General features: G+C 42.3%; 20 protein-coding genes and 1 tRNA gene. 1 reads left to right on the forward strand and 20 read right to left on the reverse strand.

Going from position 1 to position 21,751, the window contains the following annotated elements; all coding sequences use genetic code 11:
* Window positions 1-78: 78 nt before the first annotated feature.
* From KH180_RS05235 to KH180_RS05315, 17 genes are all read right to left on the reverse strand, one after another.
* A complete protein-coding gene (locus tag KH180_RS05235; RefSeq protein ID WP_290757364.1) occupies window positions 79-1,917 on the reverse strand; it encodes a glycerophosphodiester phosphodiesterase in 1,839 nt (612 codons plus the stop codon).
* Window positions 1,918-2,060: 143 nt separating this feature from the next.
* Window positions 2,061-2,882: a MerR family transcriptional regulator gene (locus KH180_RS05240; RefSeq protein WP_290757367.1), complete on the reverse strand. Its 822-nt coding sequence runs from the start codon at window positions 2,880-2,882 to the stop codon at window positions 2,061-2,063.
* 186 nt (window positions 2,883-3,068) lie between these two features.
* Window positions 3,069-3,425, reverse strand: coding sequence for a PTS glucitol/sorbitol transporter subunit IIA (locus tag KH180_RS05245; RefSeq protein WP_290757370.1), 357 nt, complete (start codon window positions 3,423-3,425; stop codon window positions 3,069-3,071).
* 163 nt (window positions 3,426-3,588) lie between these two features.
* A tRNA-Leu gene (locus KH180_RS05250) sits at window positions 3,589-3,672 on the reverse strand.
* 132 nt (window positions 3,673-3,804) lie between these two features.
* Window positions 3,805-4,134 carry a thioredoxin gene (trxA, locus tag KH180_RS05255; protein WP_290757372.1) on the reverse strand — a complete coding sequence of 110 codons (330 nt, stop codon included), beginning with the start codon at window positions 4,132-4,134 and terminating at the stop codon, window positions 3,805-3,807.
* Window positions 4,135-4,315: 181 nt separating this feature from the next.
* A complete protein-coding gene (locus KH180_RS05260) occupies window positions 4,316-7,030 on the reverse strand; it encodes an InlB B-repeat-containing protein (RefSeq protein ID WP_290757375.1) in 2,715 nt (904 codons plus the stop codon).
* Window positions 7,031-7,214: 184 nt separating this feature from the next.
* Window positions 7,215-7,340 (reverse strand): hypothetical protein, encoded by a 126-nt coding sequence (locus KH180_RS05265; protein WP_290757377.1) that lies wholly within the window; start codon window positions 7,338-7,340, stop codon window positions 7,215-7,217.
* Window positions 7,341-7,478: 138 nt separating this feature from the next.
* The gene (locus KH180_RS05270) at window positions 7,479-7,823 is read right to left on the reverse strand and encodes a helix-turn-helix domain-containing protein (protein WP_290757380.1); all 345 of its coding nucleotides are present in this window, start codon (window positions 7,821-7,823) and stop codon (window positions 7,479-7,481) included.
* 343 nt (window positions 7,824-8,166) lie between these two features.
* Complete coding sequence (locus KH180_RS05275; protein ID WP_290757382.1) at window positions 8,167-9,468, reverse strand: glucosaminidase domain-containing protein; 1,302 nt, start codon at window positions 9,466-9,468, stop codon at window positions 8,167-8,169.
* Window positions 9,469-9,615: 147 nt separating this feature from the next.
* Window positions 9,616-10,764 (reverse strand): C40 family peptidase, encoded by a 1,149-nt coding sequence (locus KH180_RS05280; protein WP_290757385.1) that lies wholly within the window; start codon window positions 10,762-10,764, stop codon window positions 9,616-9,618.
* A 284-nt stretch (window positions 10,765-11,048) separates the two neighbouring features.
* The gene (gene rplT, locus KH180_RS05285; protein WP_137329243.1) at window positions 11,049-11,405 is read right to left on the reverse strand and encodes a 50S ribosomal protein L20; all 357 of its coding nucleotides are present in this window, start codon (window positions 11,403-11,405) and stop codon (window positions 11,049-11,051) included.
* A 30-nt stretch (window positions 11,406-11,435) separates the two neighbouring features.
* Entirely contained in the window at window positions 11,436-11,633 is a 198-nt protein-coding gene (gene rpmI, locus KH180_RS05290; RefSeq protein WP_006569064.1) for a 50S ribosomal protein L35, read from the reverse strand.
* Window positions 11,634-11,672: 39 nt separating this feature from the next.
* On the reverse strand, window positions 11,673-12,167 hold the full coding sequence (infC, locus tag KH180_RS05295) for a translation initiation factor IF-3 (protein ID WP_290757402.1): 495 nt from the start codon (window positions 12,165-12,167) through the stop codon (window positions 11,673-11,675).
* A gap of 217 nt (window positions 12,168-12,384) precedes the next feature.
* Window positions 12,385-13,980 (reverse strand): peptide chain release factor 3, encoded by a 1,596-nt coding sequence (locus tag KH180_RS05300; protein WP_290757405.1) that lies wholly within the window; start codon window positions 13,978-13,980, stop codon window positions 12,385-12,387.
* Between the two features lie 154 nt (window positions 13,981-14,134).
* Entirely contained in the window at window positions 14,135-15,712 is a 1,578-nt protein-coding gene (locus KH180_RS05305; RefSeq protein ID WP_290757408.1) for an ABC transporter permease/substrate-binding protein, read from the reverse strand.
* Window positions 15,713-15,715: 3 nt separating this feature from the next.
* Window positions 15,716-16,897, reverse strand: coding sequence for a betaine/proline/choline family ABC transporter ATP-binding protein (locus KH180_RS05310; protein WP_290757411.1), 1,182 nt, complete (start codon window positions 16,895-16,897; stop codon window positions 15,716-15,718).
* Window positions 16,898-17,124: 227 nt separating this feature from the next.
* Window positions 17,125-17,337 (reverse strand): fibronectin type III domain-containing protein, encoded by a 213-nt coding sequence (locus KH180_RS05315; protein WP_290757414.1) that lies wholly within the window; start codon window positions 17,335-17,337, stop codon window positions 17,125-17,127.
* An 88-nt stretch (window positions 17,338-17,425) separates the two neighbouring features.
* On the opposite strand from KH180_RS05315, the gene KH180_RS05320 reads away from it, so the two are divergent.
* The gene (locus KH180_RS05320; protein WP_290757416.1) at window positions 17,426-18,163 is read left to right on the forward strand and encodes a LytR/AlgR family response regulator transcription factor; all 738 of its coding nucleotides are present in this window, start codon (window positions 17,426-17,428) and stop codon (window positions 18,161-18,163) included.
* 9 nt (window positions 18,164-18,172) lie between these two features.
* Here KH180_RS05320 and KH180_RS05325 read toward each other — a convergent pair whose 3' ends face one another.
* From KH180_RS05325 to KH180_RS05335, 3 genes are all read right to left on the reverse strand, one after another.
* Window positions 18,173-20,059, reverse strand: coding sequence for an Ig-like domain-containing protein (locus tag KH180_RS05325; RefSeq protein WP_290757419.1), 1,887 nt, complete (start codon window positions 20,057-20,059; stop codon window positions 18,173-18,175).
* A 160-nt stretch (window positions 20,060-20,219) separates the two neighbouring features.
* The gene (locus KH180_RS05330) at window positions 20,220-21,116 is read right to left on the reverse strand and encodes an SPL family radical SAM protein (RefSeq protein ID WP_290757421.1); all 897 of its coding nucleotides are present in this window, start codon (window positions 21,114-21,116) and stop codon (window positions 20,220-20,222) included.
* A gap of 8 nt (window positions 21,117-21,124) precedes the next feature.
* Window positions 21,125-21,751, reverse strand: coding sequence for a GyrI-like domain-containing protein (locus tag KH180_RS05335; RefSeq protein WP_290757423.1), 627 nt, complete (start codon window positions 21,749-21,751; stop codon window positions 21,125-21,127).

The following is a 21,751-nucleotide window of genomic DNA, read 5'->3' on the forward strand; positions in this document are numbered from 1 at the left end:
AATTGATGATGACTCTAAAAAGTATACCCACAGGGCACACTGTATTTTATGCCCTGTGGGTATAACATTTGTCTGGAACTAGGGATTTGATTTCACAGGATGCGGTGCTGGTTTGCCTTGTTCTCTATTTTTCCCCAGCAGCTTTTCAGCCAGACTGTTTACCAGATAACTTCTGTCCCCTTCCTCCAGCATATAGTTCGTATAGTATACATTGTCCGTTACAATACCATCTACCTGGATACGTCTCATTCGCTGCACGGATGTCTCTTTATTTACAGTCCATGCATAAACTTTCTTTCCATAAAGCTTTGCCCGTGCAATCAGCTCTGTATTCACAAAAGTCTCCTCCACACTGATCATATCTGCTGCCTTCAGTTTTTCCATATCTCCGTATGCAATGGCAGCAATGTATACCGTTGGTATTTTGGGATCCAGCTTCTTAACCTTCTGAAGAATCCTGTAATCCATAGATGCTATGCTGCACTGCTTCTCAAATCCATATCTATGGATCAATTCCACTGTTTTCTCCTCCAGCTTCTTTTCATGTCCGCTGCTTTTTAATTCAATCATCAGATTGATCTGCCCGTCTGCTGCTTTTATCATCTCCCCAAGAGCAGGAACTCTCTCATTCCGGTAACCTACATTAAAGAAACTTCCCATGTCAAAAGTTTTCGCCTCTTTTAATGTCACATCCCACACATTCTTTTTTACTCCTGCTGTCCTCTGAAAATTTGTGTCATGCATGACAACCAGTTCTCCGTCTTTTGTCTGCTGTACATCAATCTCCGCACTGTCGGCACCGCTTTTGACTGCCTCACGGATCGCTGCTATTGTGTTCTCCGGTGCAAACTTCGCTCCTGCTCTGTGGGCAACAACCTGGATCTTTCTTTCACCAGGAGTTTCGTAGCTATACGGCATGGTCATTTCAACATAAAAGACAGCTATGACAATAACTGCGGCACACTCAATAAGAACAAAAAGCTTTTTGCCTGCATTCCGCCTATATTTCTTTATAGATATCTTAAATCCCTTATTCCGGTAATAGATCACCGCGATGGCACCAAATAACAATACCGGCCTTAACAATGCGGATATAAAGCTCAGTGCCCGGCTTAAATTATGATAATGGTACCAAAAGGCATAAAAGGTGCCTCCAGGCTCCGCTGTAAACCTGACGGCGAGCATCATCCCGGCCAGAACTCCTATATAAACCAGTGATGCTGTTACCCCAACAACAAATAGGATGCACAGCACAGAAAGAATGCTTTTTATTTTCCTTCCTTTGATCATCTCTGCACTCTTTTGGCATGACGCTCTGAATGTAAGCCTGTTCAATACAAATTCATGGATACAGAAGATCCATCGGCAGAACAGTACGATCAGTATGAAAACAATCCCTCCGTATAATAGGCTTAATACTAAATTCTCCTGAATGAATTCCATAATAAATCCCGGTATCTTAAAGGAACCAACAGGACCGGACATAACACTGATTCCCATGACCGGCATTGCCAGAATCAGCAGCAGGAATATCCATAGGTTCTTGGGCAGAAACAGTGTTCCTGCCTTTTTTGCACTCATCAGGAACAGCCCGCGTACGCTGAGTTTTTCTCCTTTTATGCCCCTATCACAATACATGACAATAGCTGCCACTTCCATAAAGGAAAAATATATGACAGCAGCAAATGACAGCACCAGTATCCCCAGTGAAAACGGATTTGACAGAAGCTGAAACAAACTCTGATTCGTCAAATATTCAATACCGGCCTTCTCCATCGCATATTCAATCCCATTCTGACTCAGCGAAATCACTGCGAGAAATCCCATTCTATAAATCACTTCAAAAGACAGAAGGACCGGCCAATTCCAAGTTAGCAGTTTCCATAAATCTATAATTAGACTCTTGATTCTTTTCATTAATACCCGCCTTTCTGAACTCCTTCTAAAAGTATCTTTTCCTAATTTTAAGAAAACTAATCCCTGCAGCAAAACGAAACGGACAAGTCCCCCGGCATGAGGGACTTGTCTGTTTTATAAACCGAATGATTTCCTTACGTTTTTTACATCTTTTTCTTTACCGGGTAGCATACTTCTGTGACAAGATCTTCCGGGCTCTCTGCGTCATGCGGACTCACGTGATAAATACAGAAAGACTCTCCGTCAAAATCATATCCGTTCTCACAGATCCACTCTGCAACTGCCTTATTTACTCTTGTGATCTGATCATAGCTTCCATTGTACGTAGCAGATGCAATCTGCATGGCATCCACATTCTTAAATTTTACATTTTCCGTATCCTCATAGGTTCCGTTTACTGAAACCTGGATCTCCACGTCCACATCACTTTCTTTAAAGCCCTTGTCATGAAACACAGCAAGCCCGTAAGCAGGAGCTGCCGGCTTCACATTCTGTCCTGCAATCTCTTTGTTCAGAATCTCCCACAACATGCCCTCACAGTCATATGCAGGGATCACCTGTCTCACACTTGCCACATATCTCTCCGGCATTGTCTTTAATACTACATTATAATCCATAAAATTACCATCCTTTCTCAGCCATTGAATCGTATTGTCAAGAAGCCTGATTCTTTCTTCCGTTTCCAGGGCCTGGCAGAGCAGCTCTTCCCGTTTGATCATCAGGAATTGTTCCATCGCTTTCTCATCTTCATATTTTGTAAGGATTTCACCTATGACAGAAAGACCGAATCCCATAGCCCTGAGCGCCTGGATAGTGTCCGCCTCCGGAAGCTGGGATTCGCTGTAGTACCTGTAGCCTGTACTGTCATCGACGGACTCCGGTACGAGCAGCCCAATCTTGTCATAATGGCGCAGCATACGGATGCTGACTCTTGACAGTTTTGAAAAATCTCCGATTCTTAACATTATTTACACCTCTCACATATGTGTTTTTTTCTGAGCTCATCTTTAATATAAACTATAGCACAGTGTCAGAGTCAAGAAACATTTTTACTCTACAGAGCATTTGCTGAAATTTCCTATAAAATAAGAAAGAATCCCACAAGCGGGATTCTCCGCCTGCAGGAATTCCTCATTCCTTTGTTTTTAATATTATTCGCTGAAAATCTGGATTCTGCTTCCTTTTTTCAGTACCGGTGTCTCTGCCTTTTCCACACAGATGCTCCCCGGAAGACTGCTGCCCTCTTGAAATAAAATAGTAACATGCCCCAATGTACCCAGGTTATCTTCAACCATGTCTCCAACCTCTGTAACTGCATATTCTGTTCCGTCGATGGTCAATTTCCCAGCACTCTTAATATCTCCATGTATACTGTTCTTTTCAATATAATAGCAGTAATCTTTTAATGTAACTAAGGCTTTATCTGCAAATGTCACCAGCATTCCCTTTTCTGCAAATGCTTTCACTTCTGTTCCCATATCAATTACTGTCGTTTCATATAATATCATAATATCTTCCTTTCCAGCGGTGTTATCGAAGGTTTTGTGGAGTTATTTTATATCCTGCAGCAGAGAAAATCAACAATAAATTATATTTATTAATGCAATTAAATAATTTATTTATAAAATACAAAAAACGGTTAAGTTCAATGAACTTAACCGTTTCCTATAATGCAGAAGAAGAGACTCGAACTCTCACGGGAGTAATCCCACTGCCGCCTGAAGACAGCGCGTCTGCCAGTTCCGCCACTTCTGCATGTCTCAAGCATGATTAATAATACACGATCCCAAAGAAAATATCCAGTCTTTTTTTCATTTTTATTGTACTTTTTTACATACATGCTCAAAACAGTAGATTATATGAGGTATTTTGCCGGAAATGCTATACTTATGACAGCATTCCCTGGTCCTGCAGCCACTTTTCAATCTGCCCCTTTGACTGTGCAGCTACCAGAGGTTCTCCCGCCTGTCCGTCTTTAAAAAGGATCATGGTAGGGATTGTCATCACCTGAAACCTTTCTGCCAGTTCCATCTGTTCATCAATATTAATCTTCCCAATCTGTACTGCATCTTCATTCTCTTCTCCCAGCTTGTCTAATGCAGGTGAAATTCTTCTGCAGTACCCGCACCATGGGGCCCAAAAATCTACAAGAACCGGTTTTTTTGATTCTGCAACCTCGGATTGAAAATTTTCATTTGTTATATTTATAATACTCATAATGTGTCCTCCATTTCTTTTGTAAACTGAAACAACTTTTGTTACATTTCTTATTGTAACTATATCAGTTACATTTATATTTGTCAAGAATTATTTGCGAAATAAAATAGACAGCCAATATTTTAAACTGACTGTCTATCATCTAAGCGGAAACTTTTATCCCGGCTATTTTATGTAAATATTAACGAAGCTTTCGTCTCTTCCTATATGCATAAAATATGATTCCTGCGGCTCCGGCCATACAGCCCAGTACCCATGGCAGCCTGCTTTCATCTCCCGTCTCTGCTATTGATTCCCGGTTTGTATTCCATGTTTCTCCCGCCTTTGCCCGGGCTCTGCGCTCTGCGACTTCTCTGTAGTTCCATTTCGTTTTGTCTTTCTTTACTTTCTTTTTCTTCTTCTCCTGCTTTACGTCATTCTTATCTGTCTGATCCTTTGTGGCCGTGGTACTTTCTGTTTGGGCTGTGGTTTCTTCAGCATTCTTCTTCCATTTAGCCTTCAGTGTCATATTCTCATGGACCGGAGTTTCAAAATTCCATTTGATTTCTTTTCCATCCTCATCTGTGTAGTACCAGCCTAAAAAAGTATATCCCTTCTTATTTGGCTCCTCTGGCTCCTTTACCTCTTTTCCGCCTTCTATTATCTGCTTCTGCGGCGTATACTCTCCTCCGTCCGGCTGAAAGGATACCGTATGATTTCCGGTTAAGGCGACCTTCACTTTGACTTTTGTTCCATCTTCCATATAAAATGTCACATCAAAAGAACCTGTCCTGCCTGCTGCCTTTGCCTGATTCACTTTCTTAAGCTGTACCTCATCAATCTTCAGTGCTGCGTTGTCACCATTTTCATCTTTTCCCTTGGCTTTGCAAAGTTCAGCCAGCTCGGTTTCACTGAATACGCTGCCTCCGGTCGGATGACTCAGACTGTCAGCCCCGCAGCTCGGTTTTCCGCTTCCCTGGGCTGCTCCGTCCAGCCCCTCTTCTGTGAGATACACTGTGACCGTAACCTCGGTCCCATCAGGCGTGGCAAAAGTCAGCGGAAATTCTCCTGTCTTTCCGGATGCTTTTACTGCATTCAGCTTCTCTATCTCTTCCGGTTTTGGAAATATAATAAGGTCCCTGTCCATCACACTGTCATCGCCTGCTATAGCTTTGACCCTGCTCAATTCCTTTAATTGGGTTTCTGTAAATGCTGCTCCCTTTGTTTTGCTTATAATATGTTTGGCCTTAATCATTTCTCCGGTATCCGGATTTTGAATAATCTTGTCGTACTCACCATGAAGGCTCACTGTGATTACGACTTGTTTTTTGTCCGGTGAAGTAAAAGTCAGCAGAAATTTCCCTGCTTTTCCCGCAGTCTTTGCTTTATTTAACGCTTCCAGCTGCTTCTCATCCGGCACCAGCTGCTCCGCTTTATAAGTCGTACCCTCTGCATCTTTCCCCTGCACAGATGCAAGGTCCCGTACATCCGCACTGCTTAACGCCAGTCCGCCTGTTTCTTTTAAAAAGTTGTTGGCTCCAATGGTAACCTCTAAGTTTTCCGGATCCACCGCAGCAGCATCCGTTCCCTCAGCCTTTAAATATACTTTCACCGTCGTTTTTGTTCCATTCGGTGTTGTAAATGTCAAAGGGTACTCACCCAGTTTTTTCTCAGTTTTTGCTTTGTTTATGGCCTCAATCTGCTCCGGAACTTCAAAGGTTAACGATTCCTTGATAAAATCTGTTCCATTCTCCTGCTTCCCAATGACCCTGGTCAGACCTTTCAGCTGCTCTTCTGTAAAAGCTTCTCCTCCGGTTTTACTGATCACATGATTGGCGCCGATCTGTTCTTTCGTATCCTTTTCAATTTCATTCGTATCACGAAACGGCCCAAAATAGACTTTCGTATAGAACTTTCCTACCTGGATCGCAGTCGTTTCTTTAAATGGCGTCCCATCCACAAAGGTATAATCCGTCAGCGAAGTCCCATCCTGAATATATCCCTGATAACCAAAATCCGGCACTGCAGCGACATTGGATACTTTTTCATTGCCTCCTGCCGATCCGATTCCCGGCATTCCTGTTGCCTCATCACCTACCGCAACAACCACCGTATCGCCGCCGCTGATCTGAATATTCTCTGTCTTTTGATTTCCGCTTCCACCACTTGCACCAATTCCCGGAGCATTAGATCCTCCCTGCGCCTCTACATAACCTCCGGAAATATAGATTCCATCTACTTGATTTCCAAAGCCAGATCCTATTCCAGAACAGTACTCATTTCCTTTTGCAGTAACAAGCCCTCCACTGATCCTGATATTTTTCGTATATCCTCCGTTCTGTTGCGACCGGCAGGAAGAACCGATTCCCGGACTATGCTTTCCTGCCAAGGCTTTGATAATTCCTCCCTTAATGGTAAAATTACTAAACCCCGCTCCGTCCGGCTGATTATAATTTCTAAAGGCATTTCCTATCCCTCCAGCATGGTAAAGAGAAGGATCTCCCTGTGCCGTCAGAGAACCGCAAATCTCTTTGGTACATATATGCCCTTCCTTTCCTGCATTCTGGCATTGAATCGTCAAAGAACCATCCATTCCATCCTTTGTAATAGCATTACCATTAGACTGGTCAAAAATATCAGTGCTTGTTCCGGCTTTGCTGTATAGTACATTTTCTCCGATCAAGGTAATTGTCACATCCGCATGAGAAACATTAAGACAATCCTTTGTCGTTGTGTTGCTAGTAACTGCTACGCCATCTAACGTCAACTCGGACTTTACACCTGGATCCACCACAATATTGTTGCTGTCAGTTGTTCCTGTGATCCAGTAACCTTTTGGGTTCAGGCTTGTCTCATTTTCAGTAAGTCCGCCTCCACTGGCACCGCTGGCCGTAATCTGAATACTTCCTTTACTCACATCGAGAAATGTCTGCCCGTTTTCTGACAGTTCTTTTTTTCTTACTGCCTTTTTAGCCTTCTTCTGCAGAAGAATATCCTCTTTCCGTTCTGTTATTTCTGTTGCTGTATCTTCTATGACTGTGGTTTCAATTCTCTTTTTTTCTGTATTCCCTATTTTATTCTCCGTGGTTAATTCCTGAATTTCAGAAATACCCCCCCCCGGTTTTTCCAGCTATTTCCTCCTGTGCCTGCAGTACTGTGCCTGTTCCGGCTCCCATAGTCACGATCAGAGAAACCGCAGCCAGACCTCTCATCCATTTTTTCTTCATTTCTCTCCATCCTTCCCTTCTGCCCTCAAGTGCACTCTTTATTGGGCAAGTTCTTTTATTTGACATTATAAGAACTGTAAATTTCCCAAAAGGTTAGAAAAAAAGATGAGCATTTAAATCTTCTGCTCATCTTTCTTTCTATTCACTCTCCAAGAGTTCCGCCAATTTTTTGGAAATCTCCAAAACAATCTTTTTATCTCTCGGACCGCAGTTTTCAATTACTGTATCCAGCTCCTTTACAAAAATATCTTCTCTCATCTCAAGGGATTTATAACTGTCCATTAAAAGATAATCTACAGAAACACCTAATGCATTGCTGATCTCAACCAGCGTAGGGAGAGAAACCTTTGTCTTTGCCGTTTCAATATTTGAAATATGGCTTATTGACAAATCCACCTTTTCAGCTAAATATTCCTGAGTCATATTCTGTTTTCTTCTCACTTCTTTTATTTTCCGTCCAAGAGCCTCATAATTTATCTTCATATGCCATCTCCACTTCTATTATATTTATGCGTTTAAAAAGACAGACTGTGTCTCACATAAATACTTTTTATTTCTATAGTACATTTCCTTATCTATATTGTCTCCGTTATTTGTTTTTGTTAGAATAGTCTATATAAATAAAAATTATTGTTATAGAATAAAAAGGTGGTTTTGTATGAAGAAAAATTATTATTTCAGGATTTTCGTGATTTGCTCCGGTCTGATTTTCCTCTGGTTTGTCCTGTCATTGATCCGTTACAGACAAAAAGAAAAATGGGCAAAAAAAATTGTCAGGGGATGGCGTTTGAAATACCGTCCCCCCGACAATGTTTCTTCGGGAACCTTATAATCTTTTCATAATCTCATAGCACCGGTTGGTCACGTAACCAGCCCATGTATTTCCCACACAATAGTTCTGATTGACCCCCTTTACGGTAGGTCCATGATAGTAAGCGCCGCCTTTGACCAAGTACTTTTCTTTCAAAAGCTTTGCAGTCATCATCAGATTCTCTTCTTTGGTCGGTGCATTGATGCCTTTGGCGCTGTCTGAGGTAACTCCGTAGCCTGTGAGGTTATGATCTTCCCTGGCACGCCTGCTGGTGCCCCAGGCACTCTCATGAATGGCAATGCCCATCACCATGACCGCATTGACGCCGTATGTCTTCTCACACTTATAAAACGCCGGAGCCTGTTCCTCCAGGGCTGTTCCTTTTAACATCAGACGGATCTCTTCTACTGACAGATTGCTCTTTTTGAGAAGATCCATAGGGTCAAATACGCGCGGCTCATCTGCCTTAAGCTCTTTGATCCTTTTTTTCAGGGCTTCTGCCTTTTTTTTGCTCTTCTTCAGGTCTTTGATCCGCTGGTCCTGAGTTTTTTCACAGTTGAGAAGCTGCTGGTCCAAATACTGCTTCAGCTGTATCGTCTCTTCTTCCTCGATAACATCTGCTACCTTCATTTCACCTGCAACATCAAAATTATAATTTCTCGCAATATCTTTGAGATAATTATTCTTTGTTTTATCGGCCAGCTCCATGAGAAGGTGATTCACCCTGTGGCCGACCAGCGTATCATCACCGCTTTTCTTTACACCAGTCAGCGCTACCACTCCCGGGAGGGCCACACTGCCGCTCTGCTCATTCAGAGCCGCATAAAACTTCTGGATCTCTTCCTTTATCCTGCCCGTATGCACCAGACTCTGCTGAAGACTTTCTTCCTGCATCAGCTGCCTTTTTAACTTTTTCTCTCTGGCAAGAGCAGTTTTAGATTTCACAGACACTGGATCTTCCGGTGCCTTGATCTTTTTGTCCTTCTTTTTCTTCTTTTCTTTTTTCTTTTTGTCTTTCTTGTTCTTCTTGGCTTTCTTTTTATGTACCTTCTTAGACTTTTCTGTATCCCCCTTTTTTTCTGTGTCCCCCTTTTTTTCCGTATCTGTCTTTTCTGAAGCCGTCGTAGGTTTTGGCTTCTGTGCTGTCGTCTGTTCCTCTGTTGGGGTCTCCGTCTTTTCTTCTTCCGTACCGGATGACGAAGCCTCGGCGGTCTCCTTAGCCTTGTCAGGCTGGTCAGCAAAGGCCGGCACTGACATACTCAGGATAAGAACGGCCATACAAAGGATACTGGCAGTCTTTCTTAAAAATTTACTCACGTTGATACCCCCTTGTATATTATCCATGATACAACCCCTGACAATATTTCGCAACTCCTAAACCCAATTTCAGATTTTTTTAATAAATAGAGACTCCCGCAAGCCGCAGCTCCCGGGAGTCTCTATTTCTTTTGATTCTGTTCTTAACTACCGAATAATTCTTCTTGCACATACAGGGGTCCGGTAGAAAGCATTTGAGATCTTAATTCCTCCTTTTGGATAAGGTGCGGAATTGCTCGCATGCACAACCTGTCCGCCGCCGATATACATTGCTACGTGGTTAATGCTTCCGCCGCTTCCGTAAAAGATCAAGTCTCCTGCACGAAGATTGCTTGTGGAAACTGCAACTCCTTCTGAAGCCTGTGAACTGGATGTTCTGCTGATGCTGTATCCAAACTTGGCCATAATCTGCTGTGTAAATCCGGAACAGTCAATTCCGTTAGTAAGGCTGTTGCCTCCATAGCGGTATGGATTTCCAACAAACTGCTGTGCATAATTCGCTGCTCTCTTTCCTGTTGAGGAACCTGAAACACTTGCAGCTGCAGGAACTGATTTCCTGCTCTGGCTGCTTCCGGTGCTCTTTGTGCCGGAAGAACTGCTTTCTGAACTGCTCTGGGATGACTGGACAGACTTCTGTTCCTGTGCTTCACTGGCTTTTCTTTCTGCTTCCAGTTTTGCCTGGCGCTCTGCCTCAATCTGTTTCATAGATTTTGCTTTTTTAAATTTGTAATTTACATCGACATAATCTTTTGAAACATATCCAGTCTCGCCTTCCACCTTTACCTTTGCCCAATCTCCGCTCTGCTTTTTCACTTTGTAAGTCTCATCCTCAGAAACTAAGGCTACAACTTCAGCATCTGTAGATGCTTTTTCCCGCACCCTGAGAGTCTCTGTCTTTACTTTTGCCACCTTCTTAATATTTTTCTCCGCAAAGGTCTGGATGTCATCTTCAAAGACAAGATAGTCATTTTTCACATAACCGGTCACATCTCCGGATTTCACTTTTGTCCATTCGGTGCCTTTTTTTACAATCGTTCCAATTGCTCCTCTTTTCATCTTTCCCAGGATCTTGGAATCCGTATTCGGCTTCTTTCTTATGTTCAAAGTAGAGGAACTCCTTACTTTCGCCACTACTTTATTGGCATACTCACTCTTCGCCTGATTATTTTCTTTTTTCTGTGTCTCCGCTGCCGGCTTATCTGTTTCTTTCGGTGCCGCATTTACAGGAGACGATGTCAATATCATACCTGCCATAGCCACAACAGCGGCGGACAGTTTCATCTTCTTGATAATCATGTTTCCTCCTCAAATTCTAAATGTTACGAAATTGTTAACTTTATTGCTACAGGTGCTATTATAACACGCCTATCCCTCTTGTCAATACTTTTTAAATAATTTCGTAATATATTCGTAATATATTATCACATTTTGTAACATTATAGAGAAACATGGCAGTCTATGGCAGATTATGGCAGAATAAAAATCCCCCCTGCTGCAGGAAAATGTTCTGTATATCAGAACATTTTCCTGCAGCAGGGGGGATCTGCGGCCCAAATGGGCTGCTGTTTTAAGTTTATTCCTTAAGCCAGCTTTCCTTTTGCAACATCTACTAATGCTGTAAATGCTTCCGGGCTGCTGATTGCCATCTCAGAAAGCATCTTTCTGTTGATGTCAACTTCTGCTAACTTTAATCCATGCATAAACTTGCTGTAAGATAAACCATTCATTCTTGCAGCTGCATTGATACGTGCGATCCATAACTGTCTGAACTGGCGTTTTCTCTGTTTTCTTCCTGCGTAAGAAGATGTAAGAGCTCTCATTACAGACTGTTTTGCTACTCTATACTGTTTTGATCTGGCACCTCTGTATCCCTTTGCCAGCTTTAATACTTTATTATGTCTCTTTCTTGCGTTCATTCCGCCTTTGATTCTTGCCATTTCTTATAGTACCTCCTTCAATATTCTATCTTATAAATACGGTAAAATCTTCTTCATTACTTTTGCGTTTGTAGAATCTGTCACTGCAGATTTTCTAAGATTTCTCTTTCTCTTAGGAGATTTCTTTGTTAAGATATGGCTTTTGTATGCCTTATTTCTTTTTAATTTTCCTGTTCCTGTCTTTTTAAATCTTTTAGCTGCTGCTCTACATGTCTTTACTTTTGGCATGATAATTTCCTCCTTGTACTTTCTTCCTTCTTCCTGGCACTAGTTCTTAGGTGCTAAAAACATAATCATACTTCTGCCTTCAAATTTCGGACGTTTATCAACGGTCGCTACATCATCCAACGCCTTTGCAAAATCATCCAAGATTCCTTTGCTGGAATTCACATGGGCAAGCTCTCTTCCTCTGAATCGAAGCGTTACCTTCACGCGGGCACCCTTGGATAAAAACTTTCTGGCATGGCTGATCTTTGTATTCAGATCATTCGTGTCAATATTCGGAGACATCCGGACTTCTTTTACTTCTACGATCTTCTGTTTCTTTTTCGCTTCCTTTTCCTTGCGGGCCAGTTCATACTTATACTTACCGTAATTGATGATCTTGCACACCGGCGGTTTTGCTTTCGGAGAAATTTTTACTAAATCCAGTTCAGCCTCGTCAGCTTTTTTTTGAGCTTCCCTTGCGGACATAATCCCTAACTGTGACCCATCCTCTCCGATCAGCCGTACTTCTTTGTCTCTGATTTGTCCATTGATCATTAAATCGCTAATAACGTTACACCTCCATAAAAAAATAAGTGGATAGTCAGACTATCCACTTTACATTCAAGCATGATTACAGAATCACTTTCTTAAATATTAACCCAAGTCACTCTGGTGCTAAGGTGAGAGTGGATACTCTTCTTTCTTGTTCCTGTTGTTTCTCACAACTCTTAATATCATACATTTAAAATCTGATCCTGTCAACTGATTTTTATCACTCTTTGCTGAATTCCACCAGCTCCAGTCCTTCATTGCGGTCCAGGACAAATTGGATGCCCCATTCATTTTTAAATAACAGAAGCGGATTTCCTCTCATATCCCGGACTTTCTTCACTTCTGCCACGCCTTTTAATTTTCCCATATCTGTGGTGACGTCTTTGATCCAGCGGATCGCCTGGTACGGAAGCTGCTCCAGCCGGATTTCACAGTTGTACTCATTTTCCAGACGATATTTTAACACATCAAACTGCAGTGTACCCACAACGCCCACAATGATCTCCGCAAAACCTGCCTGGTGCTCCTGGAAAATCTGAATGGCACCTTCCTGTGCAATCTGCTCAACACCTTTTACAAACTGTTTTCTCTTCATGGAATCCAGCTGAATGACCCGGGCAAAATGTTCCGGTGCAAAGGTAGGAATACCCTCATATTCAAAATCATCTTTCGGCAGACAAACCGTATCCCCGATAGAAAAGATCCCCGGATCGAACACACCGATGATATCTCCTGCGTAAGCCTCATCCACAACCTTTCTTTCCTGTGCCATGATCTGCTGCGGCTGGGAAAGACGCATCTTCTTTTTGCTCTGGACATGCTTCACTTCCATATTGGCCTCAAATTTGCCGGAACAAATCCTCATAAACGCAATCCTGTCCCTGTGGTTTTTGTTCATGTTTGCCTGAATCTTAAAGACGAATGCAGAAAAATCATTTTCAGCCGGAGCAATCTCAGTTCCCTTTGATATTCTCGGAAGCGGAGCTGTCGTCATCTTCAGAAAATGCTCAAGGAACGGCTGCACACCAAAGTTCGTCAGCGCTGAACCAAAAAATACTGGAGACAGCTCTCCCTTATGGATCTTTTCCATATCAAGAGGCTGGGATGCACCGTCTAAAAGTTCAATTTCCTCCATGAGATTCTCATAGAAATCCTCTCCGATCATCTGCTCAGCCTGTCCGTCATCAATAGAAACTACCGTCTCTTTCGCTTCTTTGGAACCGCCTGTAGAGACTGCCTCAAAGCCCAGGATCTCCCTGCTGTTTCTCTCATATACTCCCTTAAATTCTTTTCCGCATCCGATCGGCCAGTTGACCGGACAAGTATCGATTCCGAGTACCTTCTCTATATTGTCCAGCAGATCAAAGGTATCCTTTGCTTCTCTGTCCATTTTATTGATAAAAGTAAAGATCGGGATATGTCTCATGACACAGACCTTAAACAATTTGATCGTCTGGGCCTCCACACCTTTGGATGCGTCAATCACCATGACTGCACAGTCAGCAGCCATCAGGGTCCGGTATGTGTCCTCAGAAAAGTCTTCATGTCCCGGCGTATCCAGAATATTGATGCAGTAGTCATCATACTCAAACTGCAGCACAGAAGAAGTGACTGAGATTCCCCTTTCCTTCTCAATTTCCATCCAGTCAGACACCGCATGTTTTGCATTTGCTTTTCCTTTTACAGAGCCTGCCGTGTTAATAGCTCCTCCATATAACAGAAATTTTTCTGTCAGTGTGGTCTTCCCGGCATCCGGATGCGAAATAATCGCAAATGTCCTTCTCCTGCCGATTTCCTTTTCAATACTGTTTGCCATAGTTCTTCCTCTTTCTTTATATCACATGCCCCTGCGGGTATTCTTGGTTATGATAGCATAACAAAAGACGGATTTCCACTAAAAATAGAGTTTCATCCACAATGTAACAAAAAAAGCACCTGCAGAAATCCTGCAGGCGCTTTGCCTTTGATCCTTATTTCTCTATCAATCCCTGTTTCAGCAGATAATCGTGTGCAACCTCTCTTGGTTCTTTTCCCAATTCATCAACTTGATAATTCATTTCCATCATAGCATCATTGGTCAGCTGGGCACTCAAGTCATTGATCACTTTTTTCAGTTCAGGATATTTTTCCAGCGCATCTTCCCGGATAACCGGCACAGCGTAGTATGGAGGAAAATACTTTTTATCATCTTCCAATACTTTCAGCTTAAACTTTTTTAAGAGACCATCTGTCGCAAAAGCATCCACAACGTCTACTTTTTTATTTTCCAGTGCCGTATATCTTGGAGAACCGTCAATTCCCGTCTCATTTTTAAATTTAAAGCCGTAAGTATCACATAATCCCGGAAGGCCATCCGCACGGTTCAAAAATTCCAATGTGGAACCAATGCTCAGCTGTGATCCGTTTCTCTTTAAATCACTGATCTTGTTCAGGTTATACTTCTTTGCTGTTTCTTTGCTCACAGCCAGTGTATAAGTATTGTTAAACTTCGTCTGATCTAGGACGTCAAAATTGTTCTTTTCTTTAAAATAATTCTTCAGTGACTGGTAGACTTTATCCATGTCATTGGTAGATTCCTTTTTCATGATATTCATATATGCAGTCCCTGTATATTCCACATACATGTCGATCTCACCTTTGTCCTGGGCTTCGTAGCAAACCTCACTGCCCCCAAGATTTTCTCTTCTGTCCACCTTGATATCGGTTTTATCCTCAATCACATCAGCATAGAGATTACAGAGAACGAGCTGTTCTGTAAAATCCTTGCTTCCGATGGCAATCCGTTTTTCATCTCCCTTAAAGCTGGAAATAACGGAATTGCCGATGATGACAACCACCAGAACTCCTACCAGTGCCAGGACACCCTTCTGACGCCTTCTCTTTCTTTTTAATTGTTCTTTTGAGCCTTCATAGCCCTTCTGCAGACTGATCGGCGTCACAAGCTTTTCAATAAGTCCGGCCAGGTAATCTACCAAAAGTGCCAAAATACAGGACGGGATGGCACCGGCCAGAATCTGGGCATTGTTAACTGTACGGATACCTGAAAATACCAGATATCCAAGACCTCCTGCGCCGATAAACGCAGCCATGGTCATAAGTCCCACTGCAGTTACCGCAGAGATGCGGACACCAGCCATGATAATCGGCAGGGCCAGAGGGATTTTGACTTTAAACAGCACCTGTGCTTTTGTTAATCCAATCCCCTTTGCAGCTTCCACCATGTCCGGACTGATACTGTTAATACCAGTAAATGTATTTTTGATAATCGGAAGCAGAGAATAAATAATAACCATTACAACTGCCGGCAAAGTACCGATTCCAAGAAGCGGAATTGACAGTCCTAAAAGGGCCATGCTCGGGATCGCCTGAACTACATTGGCAATTCCTAAAACCGGCTTATTTAAGTTTTTCACATAGCTGATCAGAATTCCAAGAGGAACACCGACGAGAATAGAGCATCCGACTGCAATGGCCGTGAGTTCGATATGTTCTGTCACAAGAGAAAAAATCTGTTCTTTGTTTTGTATCATATACTGAATAAATTCCATCGGCTACACCTCCTTCTCTGTCATTGCTGCTTTGGGTTCATCTGACGATTCATCCCCTGTATCTTCTTCATCCTCTGTCAGATACTGCTGGCTGAGCGTAGAGATCAGATTACTGTTTGTAATCAGCCCCAGTACCTTTTCATTTTCATCAACTACAGGGATATTCCCTACATCATATTCGTCAATCAGTTTTAAAAGCTGAAGGATATTGTCATCCGGACTTGCAGTCAGGACATCTGTCTTCATCATACTCTCTGCTGCAGCCAGCGGATTCTTGGCCCGGTATAGAGCTTTCCTGTTGATCATTCCCTGAAGCTTCCTGTTATGATCTACTACAAGCAGTGTATCTACATGGCGTTCTTTCATCCGTTTTACACAACGGCTTCTGGAGAAGTCCCCGGAACAAGTAACCGGGTTTTCAATCATGATGTCTTCCACCTTTATGTACTCCGGTGATCCCCAGATACGGTTCTTTCCTACGAAGTTTTCCACAAACTCGTTTGCCGGATTCTTTAAGATTTCTTCCGGTGTATCGTACTGCAGAATATGGCCGTCTTTCATGATGCAGATTTTATCTGCGATCTTAATAGCTTCATCCATATCATGGGTGACAAACACAATCGTTGTATCCACTTTTTCGTGAAGGGCAATCAGCTCATCCTGAAGGCTGACTCTTGTCATAGGATCCAGCGCTGAAAACGGTTCATCCATCAGAATAATCTTTGGGTTATTGGCAAGAGCCCTCGCCACGCCTACACGCTGCTGCTGCCCTCCGCTTAAATCATTCGGATACCGGTCCAGGAATTCCTCCCCTTCAAGACCTACCATATCCATGAGATAATCCGTATTCTTCTTAATCTGTTCATCGTCCTTTTTTTCCAGCCTTTGAATCAGTTCGATGTTCTCTCTGACAGTCATATGGGGGAACAGTCCGGCCTGCTGGATCACATATCCGATATTGCGCCGCATTTCGACTTTGTTCATTTCTTCGATGTCTTTTCCGTCGATGAATATCTTGCCCTTCGTCGGACGGATCAGCCGGTTGATCATCTTCAGCGTTGTGGTCTTGCCACAGCCGCTGGAACCGATAATCGCCACCAGTTCCCCATCTTCAATCGTCAGAGAGATATCCGACAGGACTTTATTATCTTTAAAACTCTTAGTCACATGTTGAAACTCAATCATTCATTTCACTCCTTTTGTATAAACAGCCAAAAGGATCTGTGTCTCTCCAGATCCTTTTATTCCGTTTTCTATAAACAAATTTTTTCTGTTATGTTATAGAATTGTCAGCACTGTGTTTTCTAGTTTATCATATTTTAAAACTTTTTTCCACTCAGGCAAAAGAGGCACTGTACTGTAATCGTACAATGCCCCTTTCATATCACGCTTTTTGCTGCTTAAAAAACATGCTATAAAACTCTTCTGACCATCTGTCTGCTGTATTTGCTGTAGACCCTTTTCCCCGCCGAGTCAATTTTATAAGCTCTCACTTTAAAGTAATATTTTTTCCCGGCTTTCAGTCTTTTCAGTGTAATATAATTTTTCTTTACCGACTGATATTCTGCCTTTTTATTGGATGCATATTTTATCTGGTATCCGCTGCCATCAGTGAAAATATGCATTTTAAAAATTGTGTTTTCATTGTGATCTCCTTTTTTAATGTTATAATTGTTATATTAAATTTACTGCTTAATATGGGAGGCATCATCAATGCGAATTTCAATATGTGACGATAATCTACGTGACATCACAATATTAAAAAAATATATATCCCAATACTTTACCGAATGTCCGCAGCCCTGTGAAATAAGAGAATTTCATTCGGCTTCTTCGCTTCTGGCCAATCTGAATCATCTCACGGATTCCTGTGACCTTTTATTCTTAGACATTTATTTTGACGATGAAAAAGAAAACGGAATCGATCTGGCAGAAAAGATACTAAAGACTTCCCCTGATCTGCCTCTGATCTTTATTTCCACCAGCCGTGACTTCGCATTGGAAGCTTTTAATCTTCTGGCTTCCGGATACTTGTTAAAGCCTTTGGATTACGCTCAGTTCTCCCGCACTTTTCATAAAGTTTTGTCTCTTGCAGATAACCAGCTGCAAACCATTGCGGTCACCGTTGATCACCATCCTGTGGAAATCCGGCTGTCCTCTATTATGTATATTGAAAGCCTGGCAAGAAGAACTGTGTTCCATATTGACAGACAGGGAACTCCCATGGCTTTAAAAACCTATATGCCCCTGAACGAATTGTCCGTAAAGCTTGAAAACCATGGATTTCTGCGCTGCCGGAGAACTCATATTGTCAATATGTCCCATATTATTTCCGAGACAAAAGAATATTTTGAACTGAAAGACCATACGCGGATTCCCATCTCACTCCGCAGCAGTACAGCAATCCGTCAGCAATATTATGAGTGGCTGTGGACTCAGGCTAAAGAATAAACATCTGTATTACCGGACAGTCCATACCATCTGTCTGCTGTACTTGCTGTATACCCTTTTTCCTGCTGAGTCCAGTTTATAAGCTCTTACTTTAAAATAGTACCGTTTGCCCTTTTTCAGCCCTTTTAAGACAACTGTTCGTTTCTTTGCTGATTTATATTTTGCTTTTTTATATTTTTTATTGGATGCATATTTTATCTGATATCCTTTTGCTCCCTTTACCTTAGTAAAAGACAGCGTAATCTTCCCTGACTGTTTGTTTCTAAGTTTCTTAATGAACGAAGCTTTTACTTTTACCTTTTCCCATTTTGCATACAGTGTATAATTCTTTCTGCTGCTCTTTGTGATCTTTTTGATCTTTTTCTTAAAGTTTTTCTTCTGATACCATCCCTTAAACAGATATCCTCTTCTGGACGGGTCCCTCAGTGCAATCTCCTGCTGATAATAAAATGCAGGATTCTTTTTATTATTTTTTCCATTGTTGAGCTTATATTTGATCTGATACGGAACTTTGATCCTGCAGCTGCTGCTCTTTCCTGAACCGTCCGCTGCCGATGCCGTAATCACAGCACGTCCGTAATTTACAGCGGTTACCTTTCCTGTAGAATCTACAGCGGCCGCTTTGGTATTGGATGACCTCCACACAATCTTTTTGTTTTTAGCATCAGAGGGCAGGACAGCCGCTTTCAGCTGATATGTTTTCCCTTTTTGAATTGTCTTATCTGCTGCATTCAAAGTCACTTTTGACACTTTTTTACCCGCCGGTTTATCATCCGGCCTGATGACTGCAGTGATTGTTACTTTGGTATCCGGCATAACAAATGTTGTAACAGCTGATGTTTCGTTTTCAAATTCCACCTGGGGATCAGATGTCCACTTCAGAAATTTTCCATTGTTCACAGCGTCCGCTTTAATGGTTACTTTCTGGCCTGCCAGAACCTTCAGCTCTGTTCCCGGACTTCCATTTTCAAATAATGCTGTCCCACCTGTGACCGTTAACTGCTGTTCTCTCTTTACCGTATTCCCCTGTACTTCATTTCCCTGAATGGAGCCAAGATCTATGATACTTCCGGAATTTCGGATTTCTCCTGCATTTGTGATTTCCCCTTTATTTTCAATAACCCCCTCTTTATCAACACTCAAAACGGATTTTTCCAGAACCTGCAGAATTCCGCCCTCTTCTATGCAAAGTTTTCCCTGTGCTTTGATATACATATCCTCGGTATTAACGATCAGTTTCTTTCCGTTTGGCACAGTCAAACGGCTTAAAATATTAATCCATGCATTGCTTAGGTACAGTTCTTCCCCAATGGGATATTTTATATCTTTGTTATAAATGACCGGCAGGCTGTACGTCTGAGTTGTCCAATCCGGTGACATATCAATCTCCGCTTTCCCGCAGATCAAAATTTTGTCCAGTGACGCATCATGAAATATTCCGTTCTGAATCTCCAGATTTTGATCTGAAAAAGTATATCTTGCCGCATTTAATGTCCCGTTTCTCATGGTGACCTTAACATCCCCGGAAACAGGGCTGCTGTTTTCGAGATTTACGGTCCCTTTATCCAAAATCAATGTACCGTTCTTTATCTGTCCCGCCTCTTTTACATTCAGCCATGAATCTGCCGGTATCCGGAGAGAATGTCCGTTAAGATCCAATATGTGTTTCTCATTTCCATCCTGAAGAAATATGTCAATCCCCATATAATAGTCCTGATCCAATGTTATTGTTTGATCTGACGTAAGGCTCCTAAGCACTGATGAGGTCAGTTTTTCCTCCTGTGCAGCTTTTGCTGTTTCTGTCCCCCAGTTTGATATACTGAATGGAACAAAAAGGACTATGGAGAGCATCCAGCAGAAAATTTTTACCTTAAGGCTCTTGTTTGTGTTCATCATAAAATCCTCCTTTTTCATTTATTCCTATTTGCTTTTTATTATAGAAATCCGGAAAAGCAGAGGCAATGATTTATGCATGAAATGCCCGTTTCCTGTCTTAACGGCATTACAAAATAAAAAAAGACACTGCTCAGCTGAACAATGTCTTGTGTACGATTTTTTATAACGGATCAAACAGGCTGATCTGTCTGTTTTCATACGGCCGCTTGTAAGCCGTAATAATATGCCTCATATTAAATAAAATTCCGGCATCATTGCAGGCGGATGCAAAAAGCTCCCACAATTCTTTTGCTTTTGGGCTGGTGCATTGATATCGGCCGCCATACCTTCTTTGATATTTCTGCCTCAGGTTTTGGCCGGGAAAAATCTGCTCAAGCTTTTGAAAATACCATTCTCTCTGGTTGTTCCTCAGTGTCATCCCCAAAGCCGGATATATAAAATCTGCTCCGCATTCTTTTGCCTCCCTTACGATGCCAAGAACATTTTCCTTTGTGTCCTCAATCCACGGAAGCACCGGCATCATTAAAATCCCTGTAAAAATGCCTGCTTCTTTCAGCTTTGCAATGGCCTCAAACCGTTCAGACGATAAAGAAACGCCCGGCTCTACTTTTTTTGAAAGAGAATCATCGCAGGCCGTAACCGTAAGCTTACAGATCACCGGAGAATGTTCCCTGATCTCTTCCAACAGATCAATGTCTCTTGCAATCAAAGCACTTTTTGTGGCAATGGCACTGCCGAAGCCAAACGCATTAATCAGCTCCAGTGCATGTCTGGTAAGCATCAGGTCCTTCTCAAAAGGATTATAGGGATCACTCATGGCGCCGGTGGCCACAACGCCTTTTTTCGTTTTTCTCCTTAAATCATCTCTTATGATTTCCAGCGCATTTTTCTTTGCCCGCACCTGATCAAAATTTTCAATATGATAGCAGTCACTCCTGCTGTCACAATAAATACAGCCGTGGCAGCAGCCACGGTATATATTCATGTTGTATTCTTCTCCGAACCAGGAATCCCCCGGTCCTTTGGTAACGATATGTTTTGCCTGTACATATTCCATCTTTTTCCTCACAACACCGGGGTTCTCAGAACTGTTTTCAGACGCTCAGGAGCCGTTCTTCTGGGATCAGACAGATAGATTTCATGGTGTCTGCGTTTGTTTCCCACATCCGATTTCAGTCCGTTTTCCTCCATAAACGCAGCCATCTTTTCCATAGTATCAGCCTCCTGTGCATAGCTTCCCACATGCATCGCCTGCACACACTTTCCTTCTGTAAATGACTCCATACGGATACGGCTCACATCTAATCCCGGCTTTTTTACTGAGATTTCCTTTTTCGCCCACTCAAAAACAGCTTCTGTCACAAATTCCGGCTGGCGGATCATAGAAGTCCAGAGCCATTCTTCCCTTGGAGTATCCAATACAAACATGCCATCTTTGGTCCACCAAAGTCCTTCCAGCGGAGGCACTACATATTCAAAATAACCCTCCGGCTTGTCCTTTCCCATTTTGCTCATCTTTATGGTAAAAGAAAAAGCATATAAAAGTTCCATAGCCTGCTGGTAATGACTGCCTCCCGGTTCTCCCTTTCCGTCCACCATAAAAAAGGTCATCTCCGGAACGTCTACCAGAGCTGGTTTCTTTTTTGGCATATACAGGTCCCTGTACTCTTTTTTATAGTCCAGTTTTTCCAT

It is taken from the genome of Anaerostipes sp. (assembly GCF_018381315.1).
GTDB lineage: Bacteria > Bacillota > Clostridia > Lachnospirales > Lachnospiraceae > Anaerostipes.

Excerpts from the sequence above, each read along its gene's own strand:
- KH180_RS05325 (WP_290757419.1), bottom strand. The coding sequence starts at position 20,059 with ATGATGAACACAAACAAGAGCCTTAAGGTAAAAATTTTCTGCTGGATG.
- KH180_RS05330 (WP_290757421.1), bottom strand. The coding sequence starts at position 21,116 with ATGGAATATGTACAGGCAAAACATATCGTTACCAAAGGACCGGGGGAT.
- KH180_RS05300 (WP_290757405.1), bottom strand. The coding sequence starts at position 13,980 with ATGGCAAACAGTATTGAAAAGGAAATCGGCAGGAGAAGGACATTTGCG.
- KH180_RS05320 (WP_290757416.1), top strand. The coding sequence starts at position 17,426 with ATGCGAATTTCAATATGTGACGATAATCTACGTGACATCACAATATTA.
- rplT (WP_137329243.1), bottom strand. The coding sequence starts at position 11,405 with ATGGCAAGAATCAAAGGCGGAATGAACGCAAGAAAGAGACATAATAAA.
- KH180_RS05240 (WP_290757367.1), bottom strand. The coding sequence starts at position 2,882 with ATGTTAAGAATCGGAGATTTTTCAAAACTGTCAAGAGTCAGCATCCGT.
- KH180_RS05280 (WP_290757385.1), bottom strand. The coding sequence starts at position 10,764 with ATGATTATCAAGAAGATGAAACTGTCCGCCGCTGTTGTGGCTATGGCA.
- KH180_RS05310 (WP_290757411.1), bottom strand. The coding sequence starts at position 16,897 with ATGATTGAGTTTCAACATGTGACTAAGAGTTTTAAAGATAATAAAGTC.
- KH180_RS05235 (WP_290757364.1), bottom strand. The coding sequence starts at position 1,917 with ATGAAAAGAATCAAGAGTCTAATTATAGATTTATGGAAACTGCTAACT.
- rpmI (WP_006569064.1), bottom strand. The coding sequence starts at position 11,633 with ATGCCAAAAGTAAAGACATGTAGAGCAGCAGCTAAAAGATTTAAAAAG.
- KH180_RS05315 (WP_290757414.1), bottom strand. The coding sequence starts at position 17,337 with ATGCATATTTTCACTGATGGCAGCGGATACCAGATAAAATATGCATCC.
- KH180_RS05265 (WP_290757377.1), bottom strand. The coding sequence starts at position 7,340 with ATGAAGAAAAAATGGATGAGAGGTCTGGCTGCGGTTTCTCTGATCGTG.
- KH180_RS05335 (WP_290757423.1), bottom strand. The coding sequence starts at position 21,751 with ATGGAAAAACTGGACTATAAAAAAGAGTACAGGGACCTGTATATGCCA.
- KH180_RS05245 (WP_290757370.1), bottom strand. The coding sequence starts at position 3,425 with ATGATATTATATGAAACGACAGTAATTGATATGGGAACAGAAGTGAAA.
- trxA (WP_290757372.1), bottom strand. The coding sequence starts at position 4,134 with ATGAGTATTATAAATATAACAAATGAAAATTTTCAATCCGAGGTTGCA.
- infC (WP_290757402.1), bottom strand. The coding sequence starts at position 12,167 with ATGATCAATGGACAAATCAGAGACAAAGAAGTACGGCTGATCGGAGAG.
- KH180_RS05270 (WP_290757380.1), bottom strand. The coding sequence starts at position 7,823 with ATGAAGATAAATTATGAGGCTCTTGGACGGAAAATAAAAGAAGTGAGA.
- KH180_RS05305 (WP_290757408.1), bottom strand. The coding sequence starts at position 15,712 with ATGGAATTTATTCAGTATATGATACAAAACAAAGAACAGATTTTTTCT.